22 protein-coding genes, 1 tRNA gene and 1 pseudogene are annotated in these 23,273 nt (G+C 60.7%); 17 read left to right on the top strand and 7 right to left on the bottom strand.

Going from position 1 to position 23,273, the window contains the following annotated elements:
• The coding region (locus J7G73_RS01545; RefSeq protein WP_291244966.1) for a PLP-dependent aminotransferase family protein at positions 1-1,010 on the bottom strand (1,010 nt) is incomplete at its 3' end.
• Positions 1,011-1,177: 167 nt separating this feature from the next.
• On the opposite strand from J7G73_RS01545, the gene J7G73_RS01540 reads away from it, so the two are divergent.
• The 11 genes from J7G73_RS01540 (at position 1,178) to J7G73_RS01490 (ending at position 13,187) form a co-directional block, all read left to right on the top strand.
• Entirely contained in the window at positions 1,178-1,750 is a 573-nt protein-coding gene (locus J7G73_RS01540) for an ECF transporter S component (protein ID WP_291244965.1), read from the top strand.
• A 337-nt stretch (positions 1,751-2,087) separates the two neighbouring features.
• Positions 2,088-2,978 (top strand): diacylglycerol kinase family protein, encoded by an 891-nt coding sequence (locus tag J7G73_RS01535; protein ID WP_291244964.1) that lies wholly within the window; start codon positions 2,088-2,090, stop codon positions 2,976-2,978.
• Between the two features lie 205 nt (positions 2,979-3,183).
• Complete coding sequence (locus J7G73_RS01530; RefSeq protein ID WP_291244963.1) at positions 3,184-4,743, top strand: GDSL-type esterase/lipase family protein; 1,560 nt, start codon at positions 3,184-3,186, stop codon at positions 4,741-4,743.
• A gap of 97 nt (positions 4,744-4,840) precedes the next feature.
• Positions 4,841-6,598 (top strand): ABC transporter ATP-binding protein, encoded by a 1,758-nt coding sequence (locus J7G73_RS01525; RefSeq protein WP_291244962.1) that lies wholly within the window; start codon positions 4,841-4,843, stop codon positions 6,596-6,598.
• A gap of 128 nt (positions 6,599-6,726) precedes the next feature.
• A complete protein-coding gene (locus J7G73_RS01520) occupies positions 6,727-7,269 on the top strand; it encodes a stage V sporulation T C-terminal domain-containing protein (protein ID WP_291244961.1) in 543 nt (180 codons plus the stop codon).
• 206 nt (positions 7,270-7,475) lie between these two features.
• Positions 7,476-8,504 carry a heat-inducible transcriptional repressor HrcA gene (hrcA, locus tag J7G73_RS01515; protein WP_291244960.1) on the top strand — a complete coding sequence of 343 codons (1,029 nt, stop codon included), beginning with the start codon at positions 7,476-7,478 and terminating at the stop codon, positions 8,502-8,504.
• Positions 8,501-9,106 (top strand): nucleotide exchange factor GrpE, encoded by a 606-nt coding sequence (locus J7G73_RS01510; RefSeq protein ID WP_087180883.1) that lies wholly within the window; start codon positions 8,501-8,503, stop codon positions 9,104-9,106. Before hrcA ends, J7G73_RS01510 begins: the two co-directional genes overlap by 4 nt.
• 86 nt (positions 9,107-9,192) lie before the next feature.
• Positions 9,193-11,022, top strand: coding sequence for a molecular chaperone DnaK (gene dnaK / locus J7G73_RS01505; protein ID WP_087293097.1), 1,830 nt, complete (start codon positions 9,193-9,195; stop codon positions 11,020-11,022).
• Between the two features lie 125 nt (positions 11,023-11,147).
• Positions 11,148-12,335, top strand: a complete 1,188-nt coding sequence (gene dnaJ, locus J7G73_RS01500; RefSeq protein WP_087293095.1) for a molecular chaperone DnaJ — start codon at positions 11,148-11,150, stop codon at positions 12,333-12,335.
• A 172-nt stretch (positions 12,336-12,507) separates the two neighbouring features.
• Positions 12,508-12,822 carry a helix-turn-helix transcriptional regulator gene (locus J7G73_RS01495; RefSeq protein WP_291244959.1) on the top strand — a complete coding sequence of 105 codons (315 nt, stop codon included), beginning with the start codon at positions 12,508-12,510 and terminating at the stop codon, positions 12,820-12,822.
• Between the two features lie 134 nt (positions 12,823-12,956).
• The gene (locus J7G73_RS01490; RefSeq protein ID WP_291244958.1) at positions 12,957-13,187 is read left to right on the top strand and encodes a sporulation initiation factor Spo0A; all 231 of its coding nucleotides are present in this window, start codon (positions 12,957-12,959) and stop codon (positions 13,185-13,187) included.
• Positions 13,188-13,262: 75 nt separating this feature from the next.
• Here J7G73_RS01490 and J7G73_RS01485 read toward each other — a convergent pair whose 3' ends face one another.
• Positions 13,263-14,789 (bottom strand): HAMP domain-containing sensor histidine kinase, encoded by a 1,527-nt coding sequence (locus J7G73_RS01485; protein ID WP_291244957.1) that lies wholly within the window; start codon positions 14,787-14,789, stop codon positions 13,263-13,265.
• Positions 14,790-14,801: 12 nt separating this feature from the next.
• Positions 14,802-15,488: a response regulator transcription factor gene (locus J7G73_RS01480; protein WP_087293085.1), complete on the bottom strand. Its 687-nt coding sequence runs from the start codon at positions 15,486-15,488 to the stop codon at positions 14,802-14,804.
• A gap of 394 nt (positions 15,489-15,882) precedes the next feature.
• Here J7G73_RS01480 and J7G73_RS01475 point away from each other — a divergent pair, with 394 nt between their 5' ends.
• From J7G73_RS01475 to J7G73_RS01465, 3 genes are all read left to right on the top strand, one after another.
• Positions 15,883-16,563 (top strand): DUF4830 domain-containing protein, encoded by a 681-nt coding sequence (locus J7G73_RS01475; RefSeq protein WP_291244956.1) that lies wholly within the window; start codon positions 15,883-15,885, stop codon positions 16,561-16,563.
• Positions 16,564-16,684: 121 nt separating this feature from the next.
• Positions 16,685-16,761, top strand: a tRNA-Met gene (locus tag J7G73_RS01470).
• 300 nt (positions 16,762-17,061) lie between these two features.
• Positions 17,062-17,565: a hypothetical protein gene (locus J7G73_RS01465; RefSeq protein WP_291244955.1), complete on the top strand. Its 504-nt coding sequence runs from the start codon at positions 17,062-17,064 to the stop codon at positions 17,563-17,565.
• Between the two features lie 235 nt (positions 17,566-17,800).
• On the opposite strand, the gene J7G73_RS01460 is transcribed toward J7G73_RS01465, so the two are convergent.
• Positions 17,801-18,178 carry a hypothetical protein gene (locus J7G73_RS01460; protein ID WP_291244954.1) on the bottom strand — a complete coding sequence of 126 codons (378 nt, stop codon included), beginning with the start codon at positions 18,176-18,178 and terminating at the stop codon, positions 17,801-17,803.
• Positions 18,179-18,584: 406 nt separating this feature from the next.
• Between J7G73_RS01460 and J7G73_RS01455 the strand changes: the two are divergent.
• A pseudogene (locus J7G73_RS01455) lies at positions 18,585-19,373 on the top strand (TraX family protein).
• Positions 19,374-19,469: 96 nt separating this feature from the next.
• Positions 19,470-20,138 carry a lysoplasmalogenase family protein gene (locus tag J7G73_RS01450; protein WP_291244953.1) on the top strand — a complete coding sequence of 223 codons (669 nt, stop codon included), beginning with the start codon at positions 19,470-19,472 and terminating at the stop codon, positions 20,136-20,138.
• Between the two features lie 144 nt (positions 20,139-20,282).
• Here the strand turns inward: J7G73_RS01450 and J7G73_RS01445 are convergent, their stop codons facing one another.
• Together J7G73_RS01445 and J7G73_RS01440 are read right to left on the bottom strand one after the other, a co-directional pair.
• Positions 20,283-20,663 (bottom strand): hypothetical protein, encoded by a 381-nt coding sequence (locus tag J7G73_RS01445; RefSeq protein ID WP_291244952.1) that lies wholly within the window; start codon positions 20,661-20,663, stop codon positions 20,283-20,285.
• An 84-nt stretch (positions 20,664-20,747) separates the two neighbouring features.
• Positions 20,748-21,839 carry a hypothetical protein gene (locus J7G73_RS01440; RefSeq protein WP_291244951.1) on the bottom strand — a complete coding sequence of 364 codons (1,092 nt, stop codon included), beginning with the start codon at positions 21,837-21,839 and terminating at the stop codon, positions 20,748-20,750.
• Between the two features lie 280 nt (positions 21,840-22,119).
• On the opposite strand from J7G73_RS01440, the gene J7G73_RS01435 reads away from it, so the two are divergent.
• Complete coding sequence (locus tag J7G73_RS01435; protein ID WP_291244950.1) at positions 22,120-22,953, top strand: EamA family transporter; 834 nt, start codon at positions 22,120-22,122, stop codon at positions 22,951-22,953.
• Here J7G73_RS01435 and J7G73_RS01430 read toward each other — a convergent pair.
• Entirely contained in the window at positions 22,943-23,080 is a 138-nt protein-coding gene (locus tag J7G73_RS01430; RefSeq protein WP_291244949.1) for a hypothetical protein, read from the bottom strand. The two genes, J7G73_RS01435 and J7G73_RS01430, sit on opposite strands and share 11 nt — an antisense overlap.
• Between the last annotated feature and the right edge of the window lie 193 nt (positions 23,081-23,273).

Here is a 23,273-nt window from a genome sequence, read left to right as displayed (position 1 = left end):
ACGGTGGAGGAGTAAAAGCCGAACTCCTCCTCAAAGCGGGCCAGCAGGCCCCGGGGCAGCACCATATAGGCAATGCGGATGCTGGGGGCAAGGCTGCGGGAAAAGGTGGAAAGATACACCACCGGTCCGCCGCTGCCCGCCATGCCCTGCAAACTGGGCAGGGGGCGCAGCTCGAACCGGAACTCCGAGTCGTAGTCGTCCTCGATGATGTACCGCCCCGGCTCGGCCAGCGCCCACTCCAGCAGCGCCGCCCGCCGCCCGGCGGGCATCACCGCGCCGGTGGGGAACTGATGGCTGGGGGTCACATAGGCAAGCCGGGCGCCGGTTTCGGCCAGCTTGTCCACCTGAAGGCCCTGTTTGTCCACCGGCACCGGCACACAGTCCATGCCGCTGCTGTGCAGAATGCGCCGGGTGCGGCCGTAGCCCGGGTCCTCCACCGCGGCAGGCCCCTCCACCAGCCGGGCCAGCAGGCCCAGCAGGTACTCCACCCCCGCGCCCACCACGATCTGGTCCGGGGCGCAGTCCACCGCCCGGTAGGCCCGCAGGTAGTCCGCAATGGCTCCGCGCAGGTCCTCGTCCCCCTGGGGATGGCCACGGGTGAGCAGTTGGGGCTGGGAATAGAGCAGCTCCTTCTGGATGCGGCCCCAGGTGCGGAAGGGGAAGAGGGCGGTGTCGATGCCGCCGGTGGAAAGGTCATACCGCCACACCGGCACATCCGCGGGCCGAGGCGCGGGCGCGGGGCCGGGCAGGGCGGTCTTGGGGCCGGTGTAGCGCTGCACAAAAAAGCCGGACCGGGGCCGGGCCTCCAGGTAACCCTCCGCCACCAGCAGCTGGTAGGCGGTGTCCACCGTGTTCACACTCACCGAAAGTTCCTCGGCCAGGCTGCGCTTGCCGGGCAGCCGCTCGCCGGGGGCCAGTTCCCCCTGACGGATCTGGGCCACGATGGCCCGGTACAGCTGGTCATACAGCGGCCCGCCCCCGGCCCGGGCGGCAAAGGAAAGCTGGAACATGCGAACAAACTCCTTTCTTTTGCTCAGTGAAGTGGTAAAACTGACCCTATAAAAAAGTTATCTTCTGGATATTATCATGGGGTCAGAACTCGGTATAATATGAGCATAGAGAACGGGGCGAAAAAAGTCAAGGACAAAAACAGCCCGCCCCGCCGGGAGGCATATCTATGGAAAAGAAGTTTTGGAGCGTGCAGCGGCTGGCCGTGTTCGGCCTGATGAGCGCGCTGGTATTCGCGTCCAGCTGGATGCAGATCCCCATCGGTGATGTGAGCCGGGTACATCTGGGCAACGGCTTCTGCGCGTTGACCGGCCTGCTGTTCGGACCCTGGGTGGGCGGTCTTGCCAGCGGCATGGGCAGCATGCTGTTCGATTTCACCAACCCCCTGTATATTGCCGAAAGCTGGATCACCTTTCTGACCAAGTTCTTCATCGGCTTCGTGGCCGGTCTCATCGCCCGCAAGGGCATGGGCAAAAGCCCGGCGGCTCAGCGCGCCTGGGATATCGCGGCTGCGGTGGCGGGCACCCTCACCTATGTGGTGCTGTATTTGGGCAAGAGCTTCATCATGATGTATTTCATCGAGCGGCAGACCCTGGGCGCGGTGCAGGTGCAGCTGGCGACCAAGCTGCTGAGCAGCCTGATCAACGCGGGCGCGGGCGTGCTGGTGGCCGTGATCCTGGCCGGGGCGCTGCGTCCGGCTCTCAAGCGGGCGGGACTGTTCCGCAAGCAGCTTCTGTGCTGAGGCAATACCGCACAATTCCAGGTGGTGGAGCGCGCCGGAAAATTTTTTGTGATATGAACCCGAAAGCGCAGCCAATCCTTGGTGGATTGGCGAGCATTTTGGGAAAATAGCACGGAAAATTTTGGCGTGATACGCCGCCTGAGCCGGAAGGCGTGAATTGTGCGGGGTTGCCTTGACTCTCAGGAAAACCAAGAGGCCGGGGAAGCATCTCCCCGGCCCTTTTCTGTTTGTTCGACGGCCCTCGTTTGACTTTTGCCCGCCTGCCGCGATACAATAAACAGAACATTTACAGCCGCGCGGGGCGCGGGCGGCACTACCGCGAAACGGAGGGCAAAACATGAACACAGCGCGTCAGGTGCTTTTGATCTACAACGGAGCCGCGGGCAAGCGGCGGGTGGCCCAGGAGCTGGAGGCCATCATCACCGGGCTGACCCGGGCGGGCTGCCTGGTCACCGCCTGCCCGGTGGGCGAAGGCGCAACCGCCGCCGCTCTGCTGGCGGAGTCCCCCGACCGGTTCGACGCAGTGGTCTGCTGCGGGGGTGACGGCACCCTGCATTACACGGTGAACGATGTGATGGCCCTGCCCCGGTCACTGCCGGTGGGCTACCTGCCCTTCGGCTCCACCAACGACTTTGCCGCCTCGGCGGGGCTGCGCCGTCCGCTGGAGGAAAACTGCGCCGCCATCGGCCGCTTCGAGCCCCGGGCGCTGGACCTGGGCCGGTTCAACGAGCGGCATTTCTGTTATGTGGCGGCCTTCGGCATGTTCACGGCGGTGTCCTACCAGACACCCCAGGCAACCAAAAACCTGCTGGGCCACTTCGCCTACGTGCTGGAGGGCGTGCTGCGGATGGATCTCTCCCAGGGCTGGAGAGCGTCCATCCAGGTGGACGATCTGGAGCTGGAGGGGGAATTCTGGTACTGCTCGGTGAGCAATTCCCACTACATCGGCGGCATGGCGGTGCCGGAGCAGAGCGCGGTGAAGCTGGACGACGGCCTGTTTGAGGTGATGATCCTGCGCAAGCCCCAGACCCTGCCCCAGGCCCGGCGGCTGGTAACATGTCTGATGAGCCAGAAGCCGGACGGCGAGCTGTTGTATCTGCTGCAGGCAAAGCGGGTGCGGGCGGTGTTTGACGAGCCCACCGGATGGACGCTGGACGGCGAGGCCAGCCCTCAGGTGACGGAGGCGGACATCCGGGTGGAGCCGGGGCGGCTGGAGCTGCTGAGCTGAATTCAAAGAAAAAAGGCGGAGAAGGGCAATTCTCCGCCTTTTTTGCATCTGCGTGGGGGGAAGAATCCGAAATTCGGGCCAAAAAGGTGAAAAATTTGCGCTGACGGGCGTTTTTTGCCGTATGGTTTGCGCCTCAGGGTAAAATAGTGTAAAATAGATAGGTACGAGTAATTTTCCCGACTGAAAAAAGAAAGGTGAACGAATCGTGGCATCCAATCGTAAACCCGCGCCCTGGCAGAGAAAACTGCGGGCGCTGCTTCAAAAGCCGGCGGCCCTGCCCATCCTGGCAGCCATCTGCGGCTTGATTATCGTGGCCATCGCGGCCATTGTGGTGTGGTTCACTGTGCTGGGCGGAAAGCCCGCCGATGATTCCGGCAGCACCAGCTGGTCCGAGCCCGCCAGCGACGCTTCCTACGACGCCACCGCCGGCAAGGTGGATGTGGAAGCCTACGAAGGCACCGTGCTGGCCGAGACCGAGGACGCCGGTCAGGAATACCTGGACGAGACCCTGTTCCTGGGCGACTCCAACACCGTGCGCTACATGGTCTACGGCCCGGAGGGCAACGAAGAGCCCTTTACCACCATCGACAACAACATCGGCGTGGTGAGCATGGGCGTGCAGCAGATCCCTACCCTGAAGTGCGAGAACTTCGTGGGCCGGTCCTCCGCGGTGACCATGCCCGAGGCGGTCAAGATCATGCAGCCCCGCCGGGTCATCATCGGCTTCGGCACCAACAACCTGACCATGAACGTGGATACCTTCATTGAGGAGTACAAGGAGGGCCTTGCCGCCATCCACGAGGCGTACCCCTATGCGGATATCATCGTGAACGCCATCCCCCCGCTGGACAAGCAGCGCAGCAACACTGCCCTGAGCATGACCCAGGTGGATGCCTTGAACAGCGCCATCGTGCAGATGTGCGAGGAGGAGGGCTATAAGTATCTGGACAGCAGCCAGGCTCTGGAGGACCCGGAAACCGGCTGGGCCAAGACCGACTACACCCTGAGCGACGGTGTACACCTGAGCCAGAACGGCGTGCGGGCTCTGTTCGAGTATATCAAGACCCACGCCTACATCACCGAGGACACCCGTCCCAAGCCTCTGAACAAGGTGCCTGAGGTGCAGGGCGTTACCCCGAACCTGATCACCAGCGATCCCATCGCGGTGCGGGGCGAGAACGGCCAGACCAGCACCAAGGTGCCGGTGGAATTTGTGTGCAGCGAGGGCGGCACCCTGAGCGGCGCCACCAGCCAGATGGTGGCCAAGGGCGGCACCTGCTCCACCGTGACCGCTGTGCCCAATGAGGGCTGGGAATTTGTGGGCTGGGCTGCCACCATCGGCAGCACCGGCGGCAGCGGCGAGAGCCTGACCTTCACGGTGCCCGGCAACGCGGACGCCAACGGTGTGATCCTCACCGCCTACTTCGAGCAGAAGGAGGCCGAGCCCACCCAGACGCCGGAGCCCACGGCTTCGCCCAGTCCCACCCCCAGCGCGAGCCCCGCTCCTGTAGTACCCACGCAGGCCCCGGCCACCCAGGTGCCGCAGCCGACCCAGGCTCCGGCCACTGAGGTGCCGCAGCCCACGCAGGCCCCGGCAACCCCGGTACCGCAGCCCACCCAGGCTCCGGCCACTGAGGTACCGCAGCCCACCCAGGCTCCTGCGCCCAGTGAGCCCACGGTGACCGTGCCGGACAACTCCACCCCCGCGAATCCGGCCCCCGCGCCGGAAGGTGCCGAGTCCGTTCCGGCTGCCGCGGCGGGCTGATCCCCCTACATAATCAACGAGCGAAGAGATCACCAAAAAGGTCTCTTCGCTTTTGTGTGTAACCGACCCAAACAGAAAATTGAGGATGGAAAACGATATGAAAACCAAAGCCAACAAGCAGGGCCTGATGCGGCGCTTCTGGCCCTACCTGCGCAAATACCGGCATATCCTTGCGCTGGACCTGTTCTGCGCGGCCCTCACCACCCTGTGTGATATGGTGCTGCCGCTCATCATGCGCTACCTGACCAACACCGCCACCACCGATCTGGCGGCGCTCACCGCTCAGGTGGTGCTGCAGCTGGGTGCTCTGTACCTGGTGCTGCGGCTCATCGACGGCGCGGCCAACTACTACATGGCGGACATGGGCCATGTGATGGGCGTGTATGTGGAGACCGACATGCGCCGGGACGCCTTTGCTCATCTGCAGAAGCTGGGCCACACCTATTATTCCAACACCAAGGTGGGCCAGATCATGGGCCGCATCACCAACGACCTGTTCGATGTGACCGAGTTTGCCCACCACTGCCCGGAGGAGTTCTTCATCGCGGCCATCAAGATCGCCGCCTCCTTCGTGATTTTGTGCCAGTCCAGCGTGGCGCTGACCCTCATCCTCTTCGCCTGCGTGCCCCTGATGGCGGTGGTCTCCACCATCATCAACCAGAAGATGCGGGCGGCCTTCCGCCGCCAGCGGATGCAGATCGGCGAGCTGAACGCCCGCATTGAGGACAGCCTGCTGGGCGAGCGGGTGGTGAAGGCCTTCGCCAACGAGGAAGTGGAGAAGGAAAAGTTCGAAAAGGACAACGCCGCCTTCCAGGCCATCAAGAAGCAGAGCTACCGCTACATGGCCGCCTTCCAGACCAGCACCCGCCTGTTCGACGGCCTGATGTATCTGGTGGTGATCGTGGCCGGCGGACTGTTCCTGGTATACGGCAAGATCGATCCGGGCGATATGGTGGCCTACATGCTGTATGTGACCACCCTCATCGCCACCATCCGCCGCATCGTGGAGTTCGCCGAGCAGTTCCAGCGGGGCATGACCGGCATCGAGCGCTTCTGCGAGATCATGGACGCGGATGTGGAGATCTTCGACGAGCCGGACGCAAAGCCTCTGGATGTGAAGGCGGGCGCCATCCGGCTGGAGAACGTGAGCTTTGAATATCCGGATGACCACAACCAGGTGCTGCGGGATGTGAATCTGTCCATCCGGCCCGGCGAGAAGGTGGCCCTGGTGGGCCCCTCCGGCGGCGGCAAGACGACCCTGTGCAACCTGATCCCCCGCTTCTACGACGTGACTGGCGGCCGCATTCTGATCGACGATCAGGATGTGCGCAGCGTGACCCTGAAAAGCCTGCGCAGCGCCATCGGCGTGGTGCAGCAGGATGTGTACCTGTTCAGCGGCAGCGTGTATGAGAACATCGCCTACGGCAAGGTGGGCGCCAGCCGGGAAGAGGTGATCGCCGCCGCCAAGCTGGCCGGGGCGCACGAGTTCATCACCCAGCTGAAAAACGGCTACGACACCTACGTGGGCGAGCGGGGCGTGAAGCTGTCCGGCGGGCAGAAGCAGCGCATCTCCATCGCCCGGGTGTTCCTGAAGAACCCGCCCATTCTGATCCTGGACGAGGCCACCAGCGCGCTGGACAATGAGAGCGAGGTGCTGGTGGGCAAGAGCCTGGAGCAGCTGGCCAAGGGCCGCACCACCCTGACCATCGCCCACCGGCTGACCACCATCCAGCACGCGGACCGCATCCTGGTGCTGGGCGCCGAGGGCATCGAGGAAGAGGGCACCCACGAGACCCTGCTGGCAAAGCAGGGCGTGTACTACCGGCTGTGGAACGGCCTGGTGGGCGCGGAATAAACCTGATTTTATGAGAAGGCCCCGGGCGGCAGCACGCCGCCCGGGGCCTTTTTTCGTTCGGCGTGCATAAACTGGAAATTCTGGCAGATACTACGAATTACAATACCAATCCAAAGAAGGAGTCTGCCATGAAAGCAACAGGAATCGTGAGACGCATCGACGATCTGGGCCGGGTGGTCATTCCCAAGGAGATCCGCCGCACCCAGCGCATCCGGGAGGGCGACCCGCTGGAGATCTTCACCACCGGCGCGGGGGAGGTCATCTTCAAAAAATATTCCCCCATGGGCGAGCTGGCGGGCTTTGCCGCCCAGTATGCCGAGGTGCTGAACCGGTCGCTGAATCTGACCGCTCTGGTCTGTGACCGGGACAGCATCATTGCCGCCGCGGGCGGGTCCAAGCGGGACTATCAGGAGCGGGGCGTGAGCATCCCGCTGGAGCGCATCATGGACCGGCGCAAGCCCTTCTGGCACAGCGGCAAAGCCGAGGAGTGCGTCTTCCCCTGCGAGGGGTCGGACAAGCACATCCTGGGCGCCTGCCCGCTGCTGGCCGGGGGCGATGTGGCGGGCGCTGTGATCCTGCTCTCGGCCGACAAGAGCGCCCGCCCCGGCGAATCGGAGCAGGCCGCTTTGCAGATCGCCGCGTCCTTCCTGGCAAAGCAGGTGGAGGACTGAAGCGCCAACCTTCCGGCTCCCACGGCCAGCACCGGCCGCGGGAGCCTTTGTTTTTCCCGCCCCAGCGGGAGATTGTGAACAAAGCATGAAACTTTTAAAATTTTCGCGCACCCCCTTGACAGCTGTATAAAATGGAGTAAAATAGACTTAGCACTCGGGAACATAGAGTGCTAAACGAGAGACGAAAGAGGTGAGGACCTGTGCCGATGGATGATCGAAAGCAGCGTGTGCTGGAAGCGATCGTTGCTCTGTATACCCAGGGCGGCGAACCGGTGGGCTCGGGTCTTCTGAGCCAGTATCTGGATATGGCGGTCTCCAGCGCGACCTTACGCAACGAGATGGCCGCCCTTACCAAGCTGGGCCTGCTGGAGCAGCCCCACACCAGCGCGGGCCGGGTGCCCAGCGCCAAGGGTTACCGGTATTATCTGGATCATCTGATGCAGCCCAAGGCGGGCCTTACCCCCCGCCAGAAGGCCCAGATCGACCAGGTGTTCGCCCGGCTGGACTACGAGCCGGATAAGCTGGCAGAGGGCGCGGCCAAGGCGCTGGCGGAGCACACCGGCTACACGGTGGCCGCCACCACCCCCCGGTCCGATGATCTGCGCATCGCCCATTTCGAGGTGGTGCAGGTGGGCCGGTATTCCGCAGCGGTGCTGGGCGTGACCAGCGCGGGCGGAGTACGCACCCGGGTGGCCCGGCTGGAGACCTGCTTTTCCCGGCAGGACGCGCAGCTGGTTGCCATGGCGCTGAACCGCGGGCTGGCCTTTGTGGCCCCGGCGGATCTGAGCGCTCAGCGGCTGGCGGCTGTGACCGCCAGCATGGGCGAGCGTGGCCCGGCTCTGTACCCGGTGGTGCAGGCCGCCGCGGCGCTGCTGAGTGAAGCCGCCAAGGCGCGCACCTATCTGGAGGGCCAGCAGTATCTGCTGCGCTGGCCCCAGCTGGAAAGCTGCCTGCCCGGCGTACTGGAGCTGTTCGCCGATCAGGAAAAGGCGGGCCGGTTCATCACCCCGCCCACCGGCCGCACCTCGGTGCTGCTGGGGGAGGATATGGAAAACCCCATGCCCGGCCTTTGCGTGATGGGCAAGCGGTATCTGGCAGGCGGCGGGCTCACGGGAGCCATTGCGCTGCTGGGCCCGGTACGGATGCCCTTTGAACAGCTGATTCCCATTTTGGAATATTATGCCTTGAAGCTCGGCGAATGCATGGCCGGCAAGGCGCAGGAGGACAATATATGAGCGAAGAGATGAAGAACCCCGCCCAGCAGCCCGAAGAGCAGCCCGCGGAGGAGACCAAAGCCGAGACCGGCGCCGCTCCGGAGGAGAACGCCGAGCAGGAGCCCAAGAAGCACGGCAAGGAAAAGAAAAAGGACCTGGCCGCTGAGCTGGAGGCCGCAAAGGCCCAGGCGCAGGCCGCCGAGACCGCACTGAATGCCGCAAAGGACCAGCTGCTGCGCACCGCCGCCGAGTATGAGAACTTCCGCAAGCGGTCCGCCCGCGAGCAGGACGCCGCCTTCAACAACGGCGTGGGCTTCGCGGTGAGCCAGATCCTGGCGATTCTGGACACCCTGGACATGGCGGCCAACGCCCCCACCACCGACGAGAACTACAAAAAGGGCGTGCTGATGACGCTGGACAAAGCGGCCGCCGCCTTCAAGGTGCTCAAGGTGGAGGAGATCCCCGCACTGGGCCTTCCCTTTGACCCGGAGGTGCACAGCGCCGTGATGCAGCAGCCCGCGGCCGAAGGCCAGGAGAGCGGCACCGTGGTGCAGGTCTTCCAGAAGGGCTACAAGCTGGGCGACAAGGTCGTCCGCCATGCCACCGTTGTGGTGGCTGAATAAGGCAAAAAGCCGAAACGGCTTTTTTATAAAACACTTTTAAAACCATCAACTTCATTTTGACTTGATTCAAAGGAGAGGAATAGATTATGAGCAAGATCATTGGTATTGACCTGGGTACCACCAACAGCTGTGTATCCGTTATCGAGGGCGGCGAGCCCGTTGTAATCGCCAACGCCGAGGGCGCCCGCACCACCCCCAGTGTGGTGGGCTTCACCAAGACCGGCGAGCGTCTGGTTGGCCAGGTTGCCAAGCGCCAGGCCATCACCAACCCCGAGCGCACCGTGAGCTCCATCAAGCGCCACATGGGCACCGACTACAAGGTTTCCATCGACGGCAAGGACTACAATCCCCAGCAGATCAGCGCCATGATCCTGGCCAAGCTGAAGGCGGATGCCGAGGCTTACCTGGGCGAGACCGTTTCCGAGGCCGTCATCACCGTGCCCGCTTACTTCAACGACAGCCAGCGTCAGGCCACTAAGGACGCCGGCACCATCGCGGGCCTGAACGTGCGCCGCATCATCAACGAGCCCACCGCCGCGGCTCTGGCCTACGGCGCTGACAAGGACAACGACCAGAAGATCATGGTCTACGACCTGGGCGGCGGTACCTTCGACGTGTCCATCATCGAGATGGGCGACGGCGTGACCGAGGTTCTGGCCACCAACGGTGATACCCACCTGGGCGGCGACGACTTCGACCAGCGCATCATCGACTGGATGGCCGACGAGTTCCAGAAGGAGAACGGCATCGACCTGCGCAGCGACAAGATGGCTGCCCAGCGCCTGAAGGAAGCCGCTGAGAAGGCCAAGATCGAGCTGTCCGGCGTGCCCAGCACCGCCATCAACCTGCCCTTCATCACCGCCGACGCCACCGGTCCCAAGCACCTGGACATGACCCTGACCCGCGCCCAGTTCGACAAGATGACTGCCGATCTGGTGGAGCGCACCATGGTTCCCGTGCGCAAGGCCATGCAGGACGCCGGCCTGCGTGCTTCCGACCTGGCAAAGGTTCTGCTGGTGGGCGGTTCTACCCGTATCCCCGCCGTGCAGGAGGCCGTTAAGAAGGAGATGGGCTGCGAGCCCTTCAAGGGCATCAACCCCGACGAGTGCGTTGCCATCGGCGCTGCCATCCAGGGCGGCGTGCTGAACAAGGAGGTCGGCGGCATCCTGCTGCTGGACGTTACTCCTCTGAGCCTGGGCATCGAAACCCTGGGCGGCGTCTGCACCAAGATCATCGAGCGCAACACCACCATCCCCACCAAGAAGAGCCAGATCTTCTCCACCGCCGCCGACAACCAGCCCAGCGTTGAGGTCAACGTGCTGCAGGGCGAGCGTGAGATGGCTGCCGACAACAAGAGCCTGGGCATGTTCAAGCTGGACGGCATCCCCGCCGCTCCCCGTGGCGTGCCTCAGATCGAGGTTACCTTCGACATCGACGCCAACGGCATCGTGCACGTAAGCGCCAAGGATCTGGGCAGCGGCAAGGAGCAGAGCATCACCATCACCGCTTCCACCAACATGAGCAAGGACGACATCGACAAGGCCGTGCGTGAGGCCGAGCAGTTCGCCGCTGAGGACAAGAAGAAGCGCGAGGAGATCGACACCCGTAACGGCGCCGATCAGCTGGTGTTCCAGACCGAGAAGACCCTGAACGAGCTGGGCGACAAGGTGGACGCTGCCAAGAAGGCAGAAGTCGAGAGCAAGCTGGCCGAGCTGAAGGAAGCCCTGAAGGGCACCGACATCGAGGCCATCAAGGCCAAGCAGGAGGCTGTGCAGAAGGCCTTCTACGCCATCAGCGAGGAGCTGTACAAGAACGCGCAGGCCGCTCAGGGCGCTCAGCCCGGCGCGGACGCCGGCGCTGCCAATAACGGCAAGCCCGACGACGGCGTGGTTGACGCGGACTTCAAAGAAGTATAAAATAATATACTCAGCCGCCCCGGCCCAGGCTGGGGCGGCGATTTCTGGTTTTGCTGATTCAGGCAACACCGCACCAGTGATTTTACATGAGGGGCCCGCCCGGCGGGCTTTTAGGTGAGAAATTTATGGCAGACAAACGCGATTATTACGAGGTCCTTGGCGTTGCGAAGAACGCCAGCGACGATGAATTGAAAAAAGCGTACCGCAAGCAGGCCAAAAAGTATCACCCGGACCTGAACCCGGGCGACAAGGAGGCCGAGGCCAAGTTCAAGGAAGTGAACGAGGCCTACGAGGTTCTGGGCGACAAGGAAAAGCGCGCCCGGTATGACCAGTTCGGCTTTGCAGGCGTGGACCCCAGCTACGGCGCAGGCGCAGGCGGCGCGGGCGGCTTCAACGGCGGCTTCGGCGGTTTTGGCGGCGGCTTCGGCGGCGTGGACCTGGGCGACATCTTCGGCGATATCTTCGGCGGTGGCTTTGGCGGCGGCTTCGGCGGTGCCCGGGCCAACCCCAACGCCCCCCGCAAGGGTGCAGATGTGCGGGTGAGCCTGGTGCTCAGCTTCATGGAGGCTGTGCACGGCTGCACCAAGACCATCACCATCAACAAGCAGGATACCTGCCCCGAATGCGGCGGCAGCGGCGCGGCCAAGGGCACCAGCCCCGAGACCTGCCCGGACTGCCACGGCACCGGCTATGTGAAGCGGAACATCCGCATGGGCGGCATGGTCATGCAGCAGCAGCAGCCCTGTTCCCGCTGCGGCGGCAAGGGCAAGATCGTGAGCAGCCCCTGCGGCCACTGCCACGGCACCGGTAAGGTGGGCGCGAAGAAGACCCTGGAGGTCAAGATCCCCGCGGGCATCAACGACGACCAGAGCATTGCACTGCGCGGTCAGGGCGATGCGGGCGTGAACGGCGGCCCCGCCGGTGACGTGATCGTGATCGTGACCGTGCGGCCCGACCCCATGTTCGAGCGGGACGGCTACGATGTATGGGTCAACGTGCCCATTACCTTCAGCCAGGCGGTGCTGGGCGCCTCTGTGGTGGTTCCCACCGTGGACGGCAAGGTGGAATACACCGTGCCCGAAGGCACCCAGAGCGGCACCACCTTCCGGCTGCGGGGCAAGGGCATCCAGTATCTGGGTGGCCGCGGCCGTGGCGACCAGTACGTGAAGGTGAACGTGGAGATCCCCAAAAAGCTGAACAAGGCCCAGCGCGAGGCGCTGAAAGCCTTTGAGGAGACCCTCAAGGACGAAAACTACGAGCAGCGCAAGGGCTTCTTCAAGAATCTGAAGGACCTGTTCGACAAGAACAAGTAAACACATAAGCGCAAAGCGCCCGTTCCGGGAAATTTCCGGAACGGGCGCTTTTTTTGTTTTGCTCGGTTGCTCTTTAGAACGACTGTTTGGTTTTTGGATTCTGTAAGACAAAGTGCTGTCACCGTATACTATCTTTAGAGTAATATCACGGTCTAAAGAAGGAGGCGGGAAAATGGATGCCAGGGCAGTCGGGCAGCGAATCAGAGCTGCGAGAGAAAAGAAGGGCCTGACCCAGGAAGAGCTTGCCGCCCTTGTGGACATCAGCCCCACCCATGTGAGCGTGATCGAGCGGGGAACCAAGATTCCCCGGATGGATACTTTTGTGGCCATCGCCAATGTGCTGGAGGTCTCGGCGGACAGCCTGCTGGTGGATGTGGTGGACCGGGCGGCGGAAGGCGCGGCTTCGGAGCTTTCCCGCCTGCTGGAGGAGCTGCCCCGGGAGGAGAAGGCACGGGTGCTGAAGGTAGTAGCGGCCATGATCGAATGATGAAAGATGGAAAAGCGGAATGCTTTTCCATCTTTTTTTGTTTCGTCGACAAAGCAGGTGTGATTTCGACATCAAAAGAATTATATACTTGTGCTAAAGAACAAGGGATGTTTCAAAAGATGGAGGAATGTAAAATGAAACAATTTGAAAAAATCCTGGAGAAAATTGCCCGGGAAAACGGCACCACGCCGGAGTGTGTGCGGGATCAGATGCAGCGGGCCATCGATCAGGCCTATGACCATCCCGCCGATGGGGCTGCACCGCTGTGGACGGGGCTGGGCTTCCGGGATGAGCGCCCCACCCCGGAGGAGCTGGTGCTGCAGCTGGCCATCCTGCTGCAGAAAAACACCACGCCCGCCGGATAAACAAAACCGCCCACCCGTGCCCGGGGTTTCCGGGTGCGGGGGGCGGTTTGCGTTATGGGAAACGGGGAAGGGCGGTCAGTCCTGATCCTTTGCCTCGAACCAGAAGCAGGAGCCCTCGCCCAGGGTGCTGTTCACGCCGAAGCGGAAGCCGTGGCTCTGAAAGATCGCCTTGGTGATGGAAAGCCCCAGACCGGTGCCCACCTTGCCCGCGTCGCTGCGGCTGCGGTAGTAGCGGTCGAAGATGTAGGGCAGGTCCTCCTTGGCGATGCCCGCGCCGTGGTCGGCAACCTCCACCCGCACGGTGCCCTTTTCCGGGGCGGTCACCCGCAGGATGAAGACATTGTCCGGCCCGATGTGGTGCATGGCGTTGCCCAGCAGGTTGTGCAGTACCCGCTCCATCATGGCCGGGTCCGCGCATACGGTGCAGTCGGTCTCCGCCTGGGGCAGCTCCAGCTTGAGGGTGTAGCCGTTCTGGGCGCACACCGCCTCGTACCGCTGGGCCACCTCTTCACACAGCTGGGAAAGGTCAAACCGTACCTTCTCCGGCTTGTCGGTGCCGCTGCTCATCTTGGAAAGCTCCATCACGCTGTTCACCAGCCCACTCAGCCGGTCGGTCTCGTCCACGATCACATCCAGCTGGGCGGTGCGCTTGTCCGGATCATCGCCGGTCAGGTCTCGCACCGTTTCCGCGTAGCCCTTGATGAGGGTCAGCGGGGTGCGCAAGTCATGGCTCACGTTGGCCAGCAGGTCCCGCTGCAGCTGCGCCGCGCGGGATACCTCGCCTGCCATGTGGTTGAAGTCCGCCGCCAAAAGGCCGATCTCATCGGTCTCGGGCACGTTCACCCGCACCGAGTAGTCGCCCTCTGCCAGCTGCCGGGTGGCGTGGGAAAGCTTGGTGAGCGGATTTGTGAACCAGCGGCTGAACAGCCAGGAGGCCACAACGGAGAAGGCCATCAGGCACAGGAAGATCCAGGGCATCAGCTGGCCCAGCACCACGCCTGCCTCGTCGATGCGGGCCAGGCTGGTGCAGAAGATCACCGAGTAGGTCTCGTCGCCGTTTTTGGCCACCCGGCCCACTGCCATCTGCCGGGTGGAGGCGTTTTTGTCCACCACCAGCTCCTTTTTCACGTAGCCCTGGCTGAGCACGGTGGCCCGCAGGCTCTCCACCACGCTGCCGTTCCAGATGGAGGTCTTGCCGTTGATGGAGGTGGTGAACGAGGCCTCGTGCAGAAGGCAGGGGTACAGGTTCTCGAAGCCGGTCACGTGCTGCAGGGTGGAGTCCGCCAGGTCAAAGCAGGTGTTGGAGGCGTCCAGCTTGCGGCTCTGGATGGCCGAAAGCAGCGAGGACTCGAAGCTGCTGCTCACCTTTGCGTCCATGATGGGCAGGGTGCGGGTGCTGATGGGCTCGGTGGAGGATTCGATGATGGACACCACCGTATTCACCTGGTTCAGCAGGTGCTTGTAAATATAGTGGTTGTACAGCGGCTGCATGAACTGGGTCACGAAGACCCACACCAGAATCAGCACAAAGGCGCTGGACAGGCACAGGAACATCATCAGCCGGTAGCGCAGGCTGAGAAAATGGGGTTTGGTGTTTGCCATGAGCGCCGCCCCTTACTTGACCGCTTCCGGGTCGAACTTGTAGCCGATGCCCCACACGGTGACGATGGCGTCCCGATAGCGGCCCAGATGGCTGCGCAGCATCTTGATGTGGGTGTCCACCGTGCGGTCCTCACCGTAGTAGTCGTAGTTCCACACCTTCTGCAGAATCTTCTCGCGGGAGAGGGCAATGCCCCGGTTGGTGGCCAGGAACACCAGCAGATCGAACTCCTTCGGGGTGAGCGAGGCCTCCTGGCCGTCGATCTTCACGCTGTGGCTCACCGAGTCCACCGTGAGGCCGCCGAAGGTGTAAACGCCGCCCTCCGCCTCGGTTCTGGGCAGGGTGCGGTTGAGCACCACCTTCACCCGGGCTACCAGCTCCCGGGGGCTGAAGGGCTTGACCACATAGTCGTCCGCGCCGCTTTCCAGACCGGCCAGCTTGTCGTATTCCTCGCCCCGGGCGGTGAGCATGATCACCGGCGTGTCGATCTTGCGGCTGCGCATCTGGCGCAGGCAGGTCATGCCGTCCACAAAGGGCATCATCACATCCAGAATCACCAGGTCGATGCCGCCCAGCGAAAGAGCCGCCAGCGCCGCGCCGCCGTCGCTGGCTTCCTCACAGGTGAAGTTTTCGTGCTCCAGATGGGCGCGGATCAGGTCCCGGATGCGGGGTTCGTCATCTACGATCAGGATTTTTGGCATAAAAGATTACCTCCTGTTAATTGCTGTGAAACGGGCGGGCAAGCGGCCCGGGCACGCAGTATTGCCTTTAGGTAACACCGCACAATTCACGCCTGCCGGCTCAGGCGGCGTATCGCGCCAAAATTTTCCGTGCTATTTTCCAAAAATGCTCGCCAATCCACCAAGGATTGGCTGTGCTTTTTGGTTCATAGCACAAAAAATTTTCCGGCGCGCTCCACCACCTGAAATTGTGCGGTATTACCTCTTTATATTACCATAATAGGGGAGCGGTGTGGACAAAATGTGAAAGCGGCGCAAAAAATTCGTGGCAGAGCATAAAACCGCCCGGCACAGCATAGTTATGGACCAGTGCTTCGCATGACCGAAGAGCAGTTCACAGAGGAGGGTGCAAAGAATGTTTGTGTTGACGTTGGGCAAAAAAGGCCTGCGCAGACTGGGGGCCGCGGCGGTGTGCGGCATTGCGCTGGCGGGGGCGGTGCTGGCGGTGAGCGGCTTCATCCACGCGGGGGACGGCGCGCTGGAGGCAAACGCCTCGGCGGCCCAGAGCGGGGCCACTGCCATCCCGGAGAAAATCGCAGTCTCGGAGGACATCGCCGCGTTTTTCAAGGGCTTCGGGCTGGAGGTGGACCTGACCACCGCCACGGTGGATAAGGTGAAGGTGCCGAAGAAATGGGACGAAAGCTTTTCCGCCTTCAACACGGTGGTGAAAGAGAGCGGCTTTGATCTGGCGGAAAGCAAGGGCAAAACCGTGGAGAAGTGGCTGGTGGAGTGCCCGGCCCGGTCGGATGGCCAGAACACCTGCCAGTGCGTGCTGCTGGTGTATAAGGAGAAGCCGGTGGGGGCGTATCTGCTGAGCCAGCCCTCCGGCGAGGTGACCGGCCTGACCAGCGCCGCCGCCACCCCCGCGCCCCTGACCAGCGAGCAGGCGGCCCAGACCGCCGCGGGCTTTGGGGAGGGAGCGGCTGAGGCCTCGGCGGACGGCGCGCCCCAGGCGGACAGCGCGGCCCAGCAGGCCAGCGGCGACGAGATCGTGGAGTTCGATATGGCGCAGGTGGGAGCGGAGCCGGTAGAGTGAGCCGGACACCGCCTCGGCGGGGCCGGAGAGCGCAGGAAAAATTTTTTCAAAAACAGGCTTGACAACCCCTGTTCCGTATGCTATTATATATAAGCACTCAGCAAGAGGGCAAACAAAATAGCGCGGAGTGGAGCAGCCTGGTAGCTCGTCGGGCTCATAACCCGAAGGTCGTTGGTTCAAATCCAGCCTCCGCAACCACCAGCCGAGAAGTTTAATGCTTCTCGGCTTTTTTGTTGTTTTGGCTCGTGAAGTTTTTTGCTGTCTGTGTGCAACTGTTTGTTTTTTCGGCGTCCAACACATCGACTGCTTTGTCTTTCTAATCTTCCAGCGTGCGGGAATAGCGCATGGTGGACACCAAAGATGGATGTCCCAGAATCTTCTGTAAAGTTCTGCTCGGCTAGCCGCGTGCACGCCCGCCTCCCTATTCACCGCACCGCCTCAGCACAAATTCAGTGGTTGGTAAAAACGGTATCCTCAACAGAAAGAGGTTAACAATCTATGAAACAAAAAAGGAAGCTTTATACGCATATAAATAACATTATGAACTTCACAATGGGATGGGGTACGTTTTTTACCGCGGCGGGTCTATGGGTTTTAAGTTGGGTGAACAATGAATATTCGGTTCTCAATCCCCTCATTATGGTTTTTAAATGTTTTCTTGTTGCTGAAACATTGATGAATTCCATTATCAGCTATGCAGAAATAAGGCCTGTCTTGATTCTCAAGCGAGCAAACCCGGGAGCACTTCGCCTTTCATTAACTCAGCAAAAGGAACCTTTGGATAGTATTATCTCTGCAGTCGAAGACGATAAATTAAGGGCGTTCTATGGTTCTGACAGATGGTTTTGGTTTGCAGTTCTCGCCGTTTTAGTGTTGACATCAGTTGCGTCATGGTACCATAATGCGCTTTCTGAATTCATCACGCTCTTAAATGTTGCGATTGTTTTTATTCAGGCGAAAATACACGATTACAAGATTAAACGGATCAATGAGAAACAATAATACAAAGCCAAACTTCTGACACAGCCTTTCTTACAGAGATATCTGTTGCAAAGCAAAAGGCAAGCCGTTTGTAAACTCGATTTCACTGACCTTAAACGTAGGCAATCATCTCTCAAAATATCTTTTTGGGAACGGCATGCCGCAAAACCGGTCAACCATTGGTTGGCCGGTTTTTTGCGTCTGAACAGAAAAAAGCCGCAGGAAGGCATAGCAGAGCTCCTGCGGCAAAACGGTTTTATGTATTTTTTCCCAGGCGGGAATAGTAAAACGCCAGGGCGAAGGTGGCCAGACACACAAGCGCATCCGTCCCCGTCATGGAGAGGTCGATGATGCGCAGCCGGTCCATAAAGGTTACGGTGATAAAAATCAGCAAGGCACTGGCTGCGCCGGAGAGAAACAGCAGCCTGCCGGCAATCTTTGGCCGGAACAAAGCAAGCAGAATGCCCGAAAGCCCTGCCGCAACATTCAGCCCAAACAGCAGGAGCAGGGGCAGCGGATAATTCAAAAAGTATGCGACCCCTTCCTGCGTGTACATTCCGGAAAGGTATTCCTCATTTTTCAGTGCAATGTTGATAAAATCATAGCTGCCAATGGCATAGAAGAAAAGTGCCACAAACGTAACGGCACACAGATGCCAGGGCCTCCGGTATGATTTGCTTTTCAATATCGTTCACCTCTGCGATTTATCTGGAGATCACAAAACAGTATAGCGCAACGATGCGAATTTTAAAGTGCAGCGCTGGAAAAGAGCTGCCGGAAGATAGATTTTTTATTCGCTTTGGCGGATGGATTCCAGCCTTGATTGCGCAGGCGTGCCGGGCAAAATGCATCCTGGCTTGACGAGGAAATCCTTTTTGGATACACTTTCTGGGTATAATAATATCTTCGTTGCAGCAGGCAAGTCCCGGCCGGCAGAGGGAAAACAGGTCGGGGGAGCCGCTTGCTTTCATGCCGCTGTATCCAGAGAATGACGCACAAAAGAGAACGGAAAGAAGCTGATAATTTGGAAAAGAAAAAAAATGGGGATCACTTCGTTTGGTCTGCATGTTTTTGCCATGGTGTTCATGCTGCTGGACCATTTATGGGCGACGCTTTTGACCGGTCAGCATTGGATGACAAACGTTGGAAGGCTGGCGTTCCCGATCTTTGCGTTTCTGATCGCGGAAGGATATTTCCGTACCCGAAATGTTAAAAAGTACATGGGCAGGCTGCTTGTTTTTGCCCTCCTCTCGGAAATTCCATTTAACCTGATGACAGGGGGCAGATGGTTATATCCGTATCATTAAAATGTATTATGGACGTTCCTGATCGCGATCGTATGCATGCTCGGCATCGATAAAATAAAGAGCAGCAGGAATATCGCGGTAAAAATTCTATTGATCCTCCTGATCGTATTTGGAGGATGGCTCACAGGAACGATCACCTTTGTGGACTATTATGGCTTTGGTGTCCTGACGGTTCTCGCCTTCTATGCGTTCCATAAAAAAAGATGGTGGGATTATTTAGCCCAGATAATGATTCTGTATTATATCAATGTGGAATTGCTGGGGGGATTGTATTTCGAAGTAAATATCTTCGGCGTTACGTTGGAGATTGTCCAGCAGGGGCTTGCGCTGCTGGCGCTGCCGATCATCTGGCTGTACAACGGAGAACGTGGATATCACAAAAAATGGTGGCAATATTTTTGCTACGCATTTTATCCTGTGTACATGATGGTGCTGTATCTGGTTTTCTGCTGTATCTTATGCTTTATCGATGAAACGGTCCTATTTTCTGCAGGGCCCGGAAACCGAAGCTTCGCAGGGTAGCCAAAGGCTCTGCCGGATTTTTGGGCAGGGCACCAATTGATGGCCGGGCGTTTTTTTCCTATACTGAAGGTGGAATAATGCAAAGGAGGCGCGGCTATGAGCGTACCGTATATCCTGGGAATGGGAGCGGCCTACACCGCCGCCCTGTGGCTGCTGGTGCGGCGGCTGCGCCTGCCGGGGCGGGGGTATCTGCCCGAAAAAACACTGTGCAGCCTCCTGTTTGTGGCCGTGGCGGCGGTGTGCGCTGCCCTGGGCAGCCGTCCCGAAGCGTTCTGGCGCTTGCTGCCGGCGCTGCTGTGCTGTGTGGCGGGGGATGTGGTGCTGGCGCTCTACAATGACCTGCGCCGTCCGGGCCTGTTTTTGGCCGGACTGGGTGCCTTTCTGGCCGGACACAGTCTGTTTGTGTGGGGCCTGTGCCGACTGCAGCCCATGGGCTGGCCGGTGCCGCTGGCCGCGGTGCTGGGGGTTGGCGGCGCGGCGGCGCTGTCCGGCATGCCGGGAATGCAGACCGGGCGGATGCGCCCCTGGGTGGTGCTTTACGCAGCCTTTGTTTCGGCGCTGCTGGGCAAGGGTCTGCAGCTGGCATTTGGCATGGGCCAGCCCTGGTGCTTTCTGGTGCTGGCAGGGGCGGCGCTGTTCTGGATTTCGGATCTGCTGATCCTGTTTCTGTATTTTTACCCTTCCAGGCACCCTGCCGTGCACGTGGCCAATCTTCTGACCTACTACTATGCCATGTTCCTGATCGCGGTCAGCCTGGCGTTCTGAGAACGGCAGCGCCGTTTCTTTGCCGCTGGGGCCACCGGATTTTCTCAAAATAGTAAAACATGCAAAAAAGCCGGTCAACCAAGGGTTGACCGGCTTTTTGTCGGGAACACGCATGCCGCAGGCTGCTTTGCCCCACGGTGAATGCTACCGTTTTTTCCATTTGCGGTAAACCGAAAAAGCCAGCTGCGCCGCCAGGCAGCCCGCAAGCGGAGGAATGCACCAGATCAGATACAGCACCCACGCCATCACATGCCACTCTGCACGGGACAAAAACCAGAGGCCCGCCGCCAGCAGGGGAAGTGCCGGGAGCAGCAGCCGCCAGCGCCGCGCCGCGGTGCGGCACAACAGCAGCTCCAGAAAAAATGCGGGGATAAAATGGGAGAACAGCAGCAGACCCTGATGCAGGGAAGAAATATTCAGAGGAAGTTCGGCGAAGGCGCTCGCAAAAACCGTGCAGTACACGGCAAAGCTGCCGAGGAACAATGCGGATAAAAGCCTGTTGGCCGTTTGTTTCATGGGTCTCATAAAAACACCTCCCGTATTCATTGCAGGCCCCGCAAAGCGGGCAGAACAGCGCTTCGCCGGGCGTAACACGGCGGCGCGCCCGAGTCAATCGGCGCTGTCCGGCGCGTGGGGAACCGCTCCATCCACCAAAAGGCCCCGCAGCCCTTCTTCGTATTCCAGACCGATCAGGGTGCTGTGCTCCTGGCCGGGCAGGCTGCCCTGGGGAAAGCTCAGCTCCAGATTCTCCGGGAAAAAGATGATGTTCCCGGCATCAAAGGCGCTGACCATCGCCTCCCGCTGGGCCGGGTCGGTGATCCCGGCAAGGTCCAGAAGCCTTTGGGCCAGCTCTTCCGGCGGGCAGGTGAATAGGGCCTCGGTTTCGATCCGTTCCCCGGTGGTTTTGTCAAAGGCAGCGCCCAGGCGCAGCTCGGTCGTTTCGTTCCCACTGACGGGCAGGCGCACCGAGGTCATAAAATAGATGACCCGGTCGCCGGAGGCGGTGGGGCCGATCTCCTGGCCCAGAGTGTGGGCGGAAAAGGGTTCTGGGCCCTCCCACCGGCAATAGGCCTGGTAGGCCCGCTCCAGCTGGGCCCGCTCGTCGTAGAGAAGCCCCTGCGCCTCATAGAAGGCAAGAATCTTCTCCTGCGCCTGCTGCGGCAGCTGGGCCAGACTCCCCACGCCGCCGGTGTAAACGTTTTCGGGGCCGATGGGGGTATCCACCCGCAGCAGCTCGGTGCCGTCCGCCAGGGTGTATGCCGTGTCCCGGGCATACTGCCAGACCTGCACGCCGGTGCCGTCCGCCAGGGTGACCGGTTCCGGCTGCAGCCACCCCTGCACCTCCACCTGAACGGCGGGCCAGGCGGACGCGGTCGTGCCGTTTGCCGTGGTCACCCGCCTTTTCGGGCCTGCAACCGTGGCGGACACCTGCACCGTATCGGTCAGTTTGCCCTCCCGGAAGGACCGGGTGTCGAACCCGTCCAGAAAGGAAAAGACAAAAGTTTCGTCGGACACAAGCAGATAAAAGGGCTTGCCGTCTTCGGGCTGGACCAGAAAGGTGCCGTTCCCCTCAGACCGGAGGATCTGGCCGGAAAACCGGCGCTGGCGGGTTGCCGCAAAAAGCACCGCCCCGGCGCAGAGCAGCAGGGCAGCGGCAATGACAGCGCCCCGGAAAAGAAGCTGTTTTCTGTCGGTTGTCATAAAGGTCACCTCGTCCGATTGTGATGCCACGTTCATTATAGCATAGCGGACGGTGCATCAGGAATATTGCCTCCACTGCGCCGCGCTGGAAAAAGCGGGCCGGAAAACAAAAGCAGGGCGATCGCAGCGCCCGGAATGACACAAAGCCGGTCAGTCAATGGTTGACCGGCTTTTCTGCGCCCGGGAGAAAAAGCGGCAGGCCCGGCGGCTTTTCTTTGGGGCAAAGATGTTATATAGTAAAGGGTACAACATTTTCAAAACACGAAAGGGGAAGCCCAGAATGCTTTTTCTGTTCCTGGCCCTGATGTTCAGCGCGGTGCTGGCGCTGGTACTGAAATATCTGAACACCGGCAGCCCGTATGGGGTGTATTTTGTGAACTACATCACCTGTGCGCTGCTGGCCTTTGCCACCTTGCAGCCCAAAACGCTCTACAGCGGCGATGCTACCCCTTGCTGGCTGGGGGCCATCACCGGTCTGATCTATCTGGCGTCCCTTGCGGCCAACGGCTACAGCATCCACAAAAACGGGGCGATCCTCTCCTCGGTGTTCACCCGGCTGGGGGTGCTGGTGCCGATCCTTTTGTCCGTGACGCTGTTCGGTGAGCGGCCCACCCTGTTGCAGGGGCTGGGCGTGGTGCTGGCGGTGGCGGCTGCCGTGGTGATGAACGGCCTGCCCGGCAAAGCCGCGGCGGCGGAACAGAGGGTGTATCTGCTGCCGCTGGTGCTGACCCTGCTGCTCAACGGCACCGCCGATGCCATGTCCAAGGTGTTCAACCAGCTGGGCCGACGGCAGGACGACGGGCTGTTCATGTTCTATATCTTTCTGTTCGCCGGGCTGGCCACTCTGGTGCTGCTGCTCCGGCGGCGCTGCCCGGTCACAAAGCGGGATGTGTTGTTCGGCATTCTGGCGGGTGTGCCGAATTTTCTGTCCTCCCGGCTGTTGCTGGCGGCCCTTGGCCAGCTGCCCGCCTTTCTGGTCTACCCCTCCTACAGCGTGGGGGTAATTCTGGTGATCAGCGTGACCAGCTTCTTTCTGTTCCGGGAGCGGCTGAATCGCCGTCAGTTGGGCGCGGCGGGCATGATTCTGGCAGCGCTGGTGCTGCTCAACCTGTGAGCTCAAAAAACGCCTGGCGGCGTGTGCCCAGGGTGTGGGTGACGAACAGCCAGAGCAGAAGTGCCACAAGGATCGAGCCGGAAAGGCAGATCTGGACCAGGGCGGCCAGATAAAGGGTGTGCTGCATACATATGCTCCTTCCGGGGAGCAGGACGGGTGCGCCCTGTGCGGCGTTTAACCGCAGTCCCCGAATACAAGTATAGGCGCTGCGGCGCAAAAAAGCGGTTGGCTGACCAACGGGTTTTGCTCCGGCCCGGCGGTGGTTTTCCACGGCAAAAGTATTTCTTTGTGTAAAACTTTAGAGTGGTAGAAGAAAAAAA

Source organism: Allofournierella sp. (assembly GCF_017889395.1).
Lineage (GTDB): Bacteria > Bacillota > Clostridia > Oscillospirales > Ruminococcaceae > Allofournierella.
Note: the sequence above shows the minus strand (reverse complement) of the source record. Positions and strands in the feature narration are given on the sequence as shown.

Excerpts from the sequence above, each read along its gene's own strand:
- J7G73_RS01540 (WP_291244965.1), top strand. The coding sequence starts at position 1,178 with ATGGAAAAGAAGTTTTGGAGCGTGCAGCGGCTGGCCGTGTTCGGCCTG.
- J7G73_RS01535 (WP_291244964.1), top strand. The coding sequence starts at position 2,088 with ATGAACACAGCGCGTCAGGTGCTTTTGATCTACAACGGAGCCGCGGGC.
- J7G73_RS01525 (WP_291244962.1), top strand. The coding sequence starts at position 4,841 with ATGAAAACCAAAGCCAACAAGCAGGGCCTGATGCGGCGCTTCTGGCCC.
- J7G73_RS01520 (WP_291244961.1), top strand. The coding sequence starts at position 6,727 with ATGAAAGCAACAGGAATCGTGAGACGCATCGACGATCTGGGCCGGGTG.
- hrcA (WP_291244960.1), top strand. The coding sequence starts at position 7,476 with ATGGATGATCGAAAGCAGCGTGTGCTGGAAGCGATCGTTGCTCTGTAT.
- J7G73_RS01510 (WP_087180883.1), top strand. The coding sequence starts at position 8,501 with ATGAGCGAAGAGATGAAGAACCCCGCCCAGCAGCCCGAAGAGCAGCCC.
- dnaK (WP_087293097.1), top strand. The coding sequence starts at position 9,193 with ATGAGCAAGATCATTGGTATTGACCTGGGTACCACCAACAGCTGTGTA.
- dnaJ (WP_087293095.1), top strand. The coding sequence starts at position 11,148 with ATGGCAGACAAACGCGATTATTACGAGGTCCTTGGCGTTGCGAAGAAC.
- J7G73_RS01495 (WP_291244959.1), top strand. The coding sequence starts at position 12,508 with ATGGATGCCAGGGCAGTCGGGCAGCGAATCAGAGCTGCGAGAGAAAAG.
- J7G73_RS01490 (WP_291244958.1), top strand. The coding sequence starts at position 12,957 with ATGAAACAATTTGAAAAAATCCTGGAGAAAATTGCCCGGGAAAACGGC.
- J7G73_RS01485 (WP_291244957.1), bottom strand. The coding sequence starts at position 14,789 with ATGGCAAACACCAAACCCCATTTTCTCAGCCTGCGCTACCGGCTGATG.
- J7G73_RS01480 (WP_087293085.1), bottom strand. The coding sequence starts at position 15,488 with ATGCCAAAAATCCTGATCGTAGATGACGAACCCCGCATCCGGGACCTG.
- J7G73_RS01475 (WP_291244956.1), top strand. The coding sequence starts at position 15,883 with ATGTTTGTGTTGACGTTGGGCAAAAAAGGCCTGCGCAGACTGGGGGCC.
- J7G73_RS01465 (WP_291244955.1), top strand. The coding sequence starts at position 17,062 with ATGAAACAAAAAAGGAAGCTTTATACGCATATAAATAACATTATGAAC.
- J7G73_RS01450 (WP_291244953.1), top strand. The coding sequence starts at position 19,470 with ATGAGCGTACCGTATATCCTGGGAATGGGAGCGGCCTACACCGCCGCC.
- J7G73_RS01445 (WP_291244952.1), bottom strand. The coding sequence starts at position 20,663 with ATGAGACCCATGAAACAAACGGCCAACAGGCTTTTATCCGCATTGTTC.
- J7G73_RS01440 (WP_291244951.1), bottom strand. The coding sequence starts at position 21,839 with ATGACAACCGACAGAAAACAGCTTCTTTTCCGGGGCGCTGTCATTGCC.
- J7G73_RS01435 (WP_291244950.1), top strand. The coding sequence starts at position 22,120 with ATGCTTTTTCTGTTCCTGGCCCTGATGTTCAGCGCGGTGCTGGCGCTG.
- J7G73_RS01430 (WP_291244949.1), bottom strand. The coding sequence starts at position 23,080 with ATGCAGCACACCCTTTATCTGGCCGCCCTGGTCCAGATCTGCCTTTCC.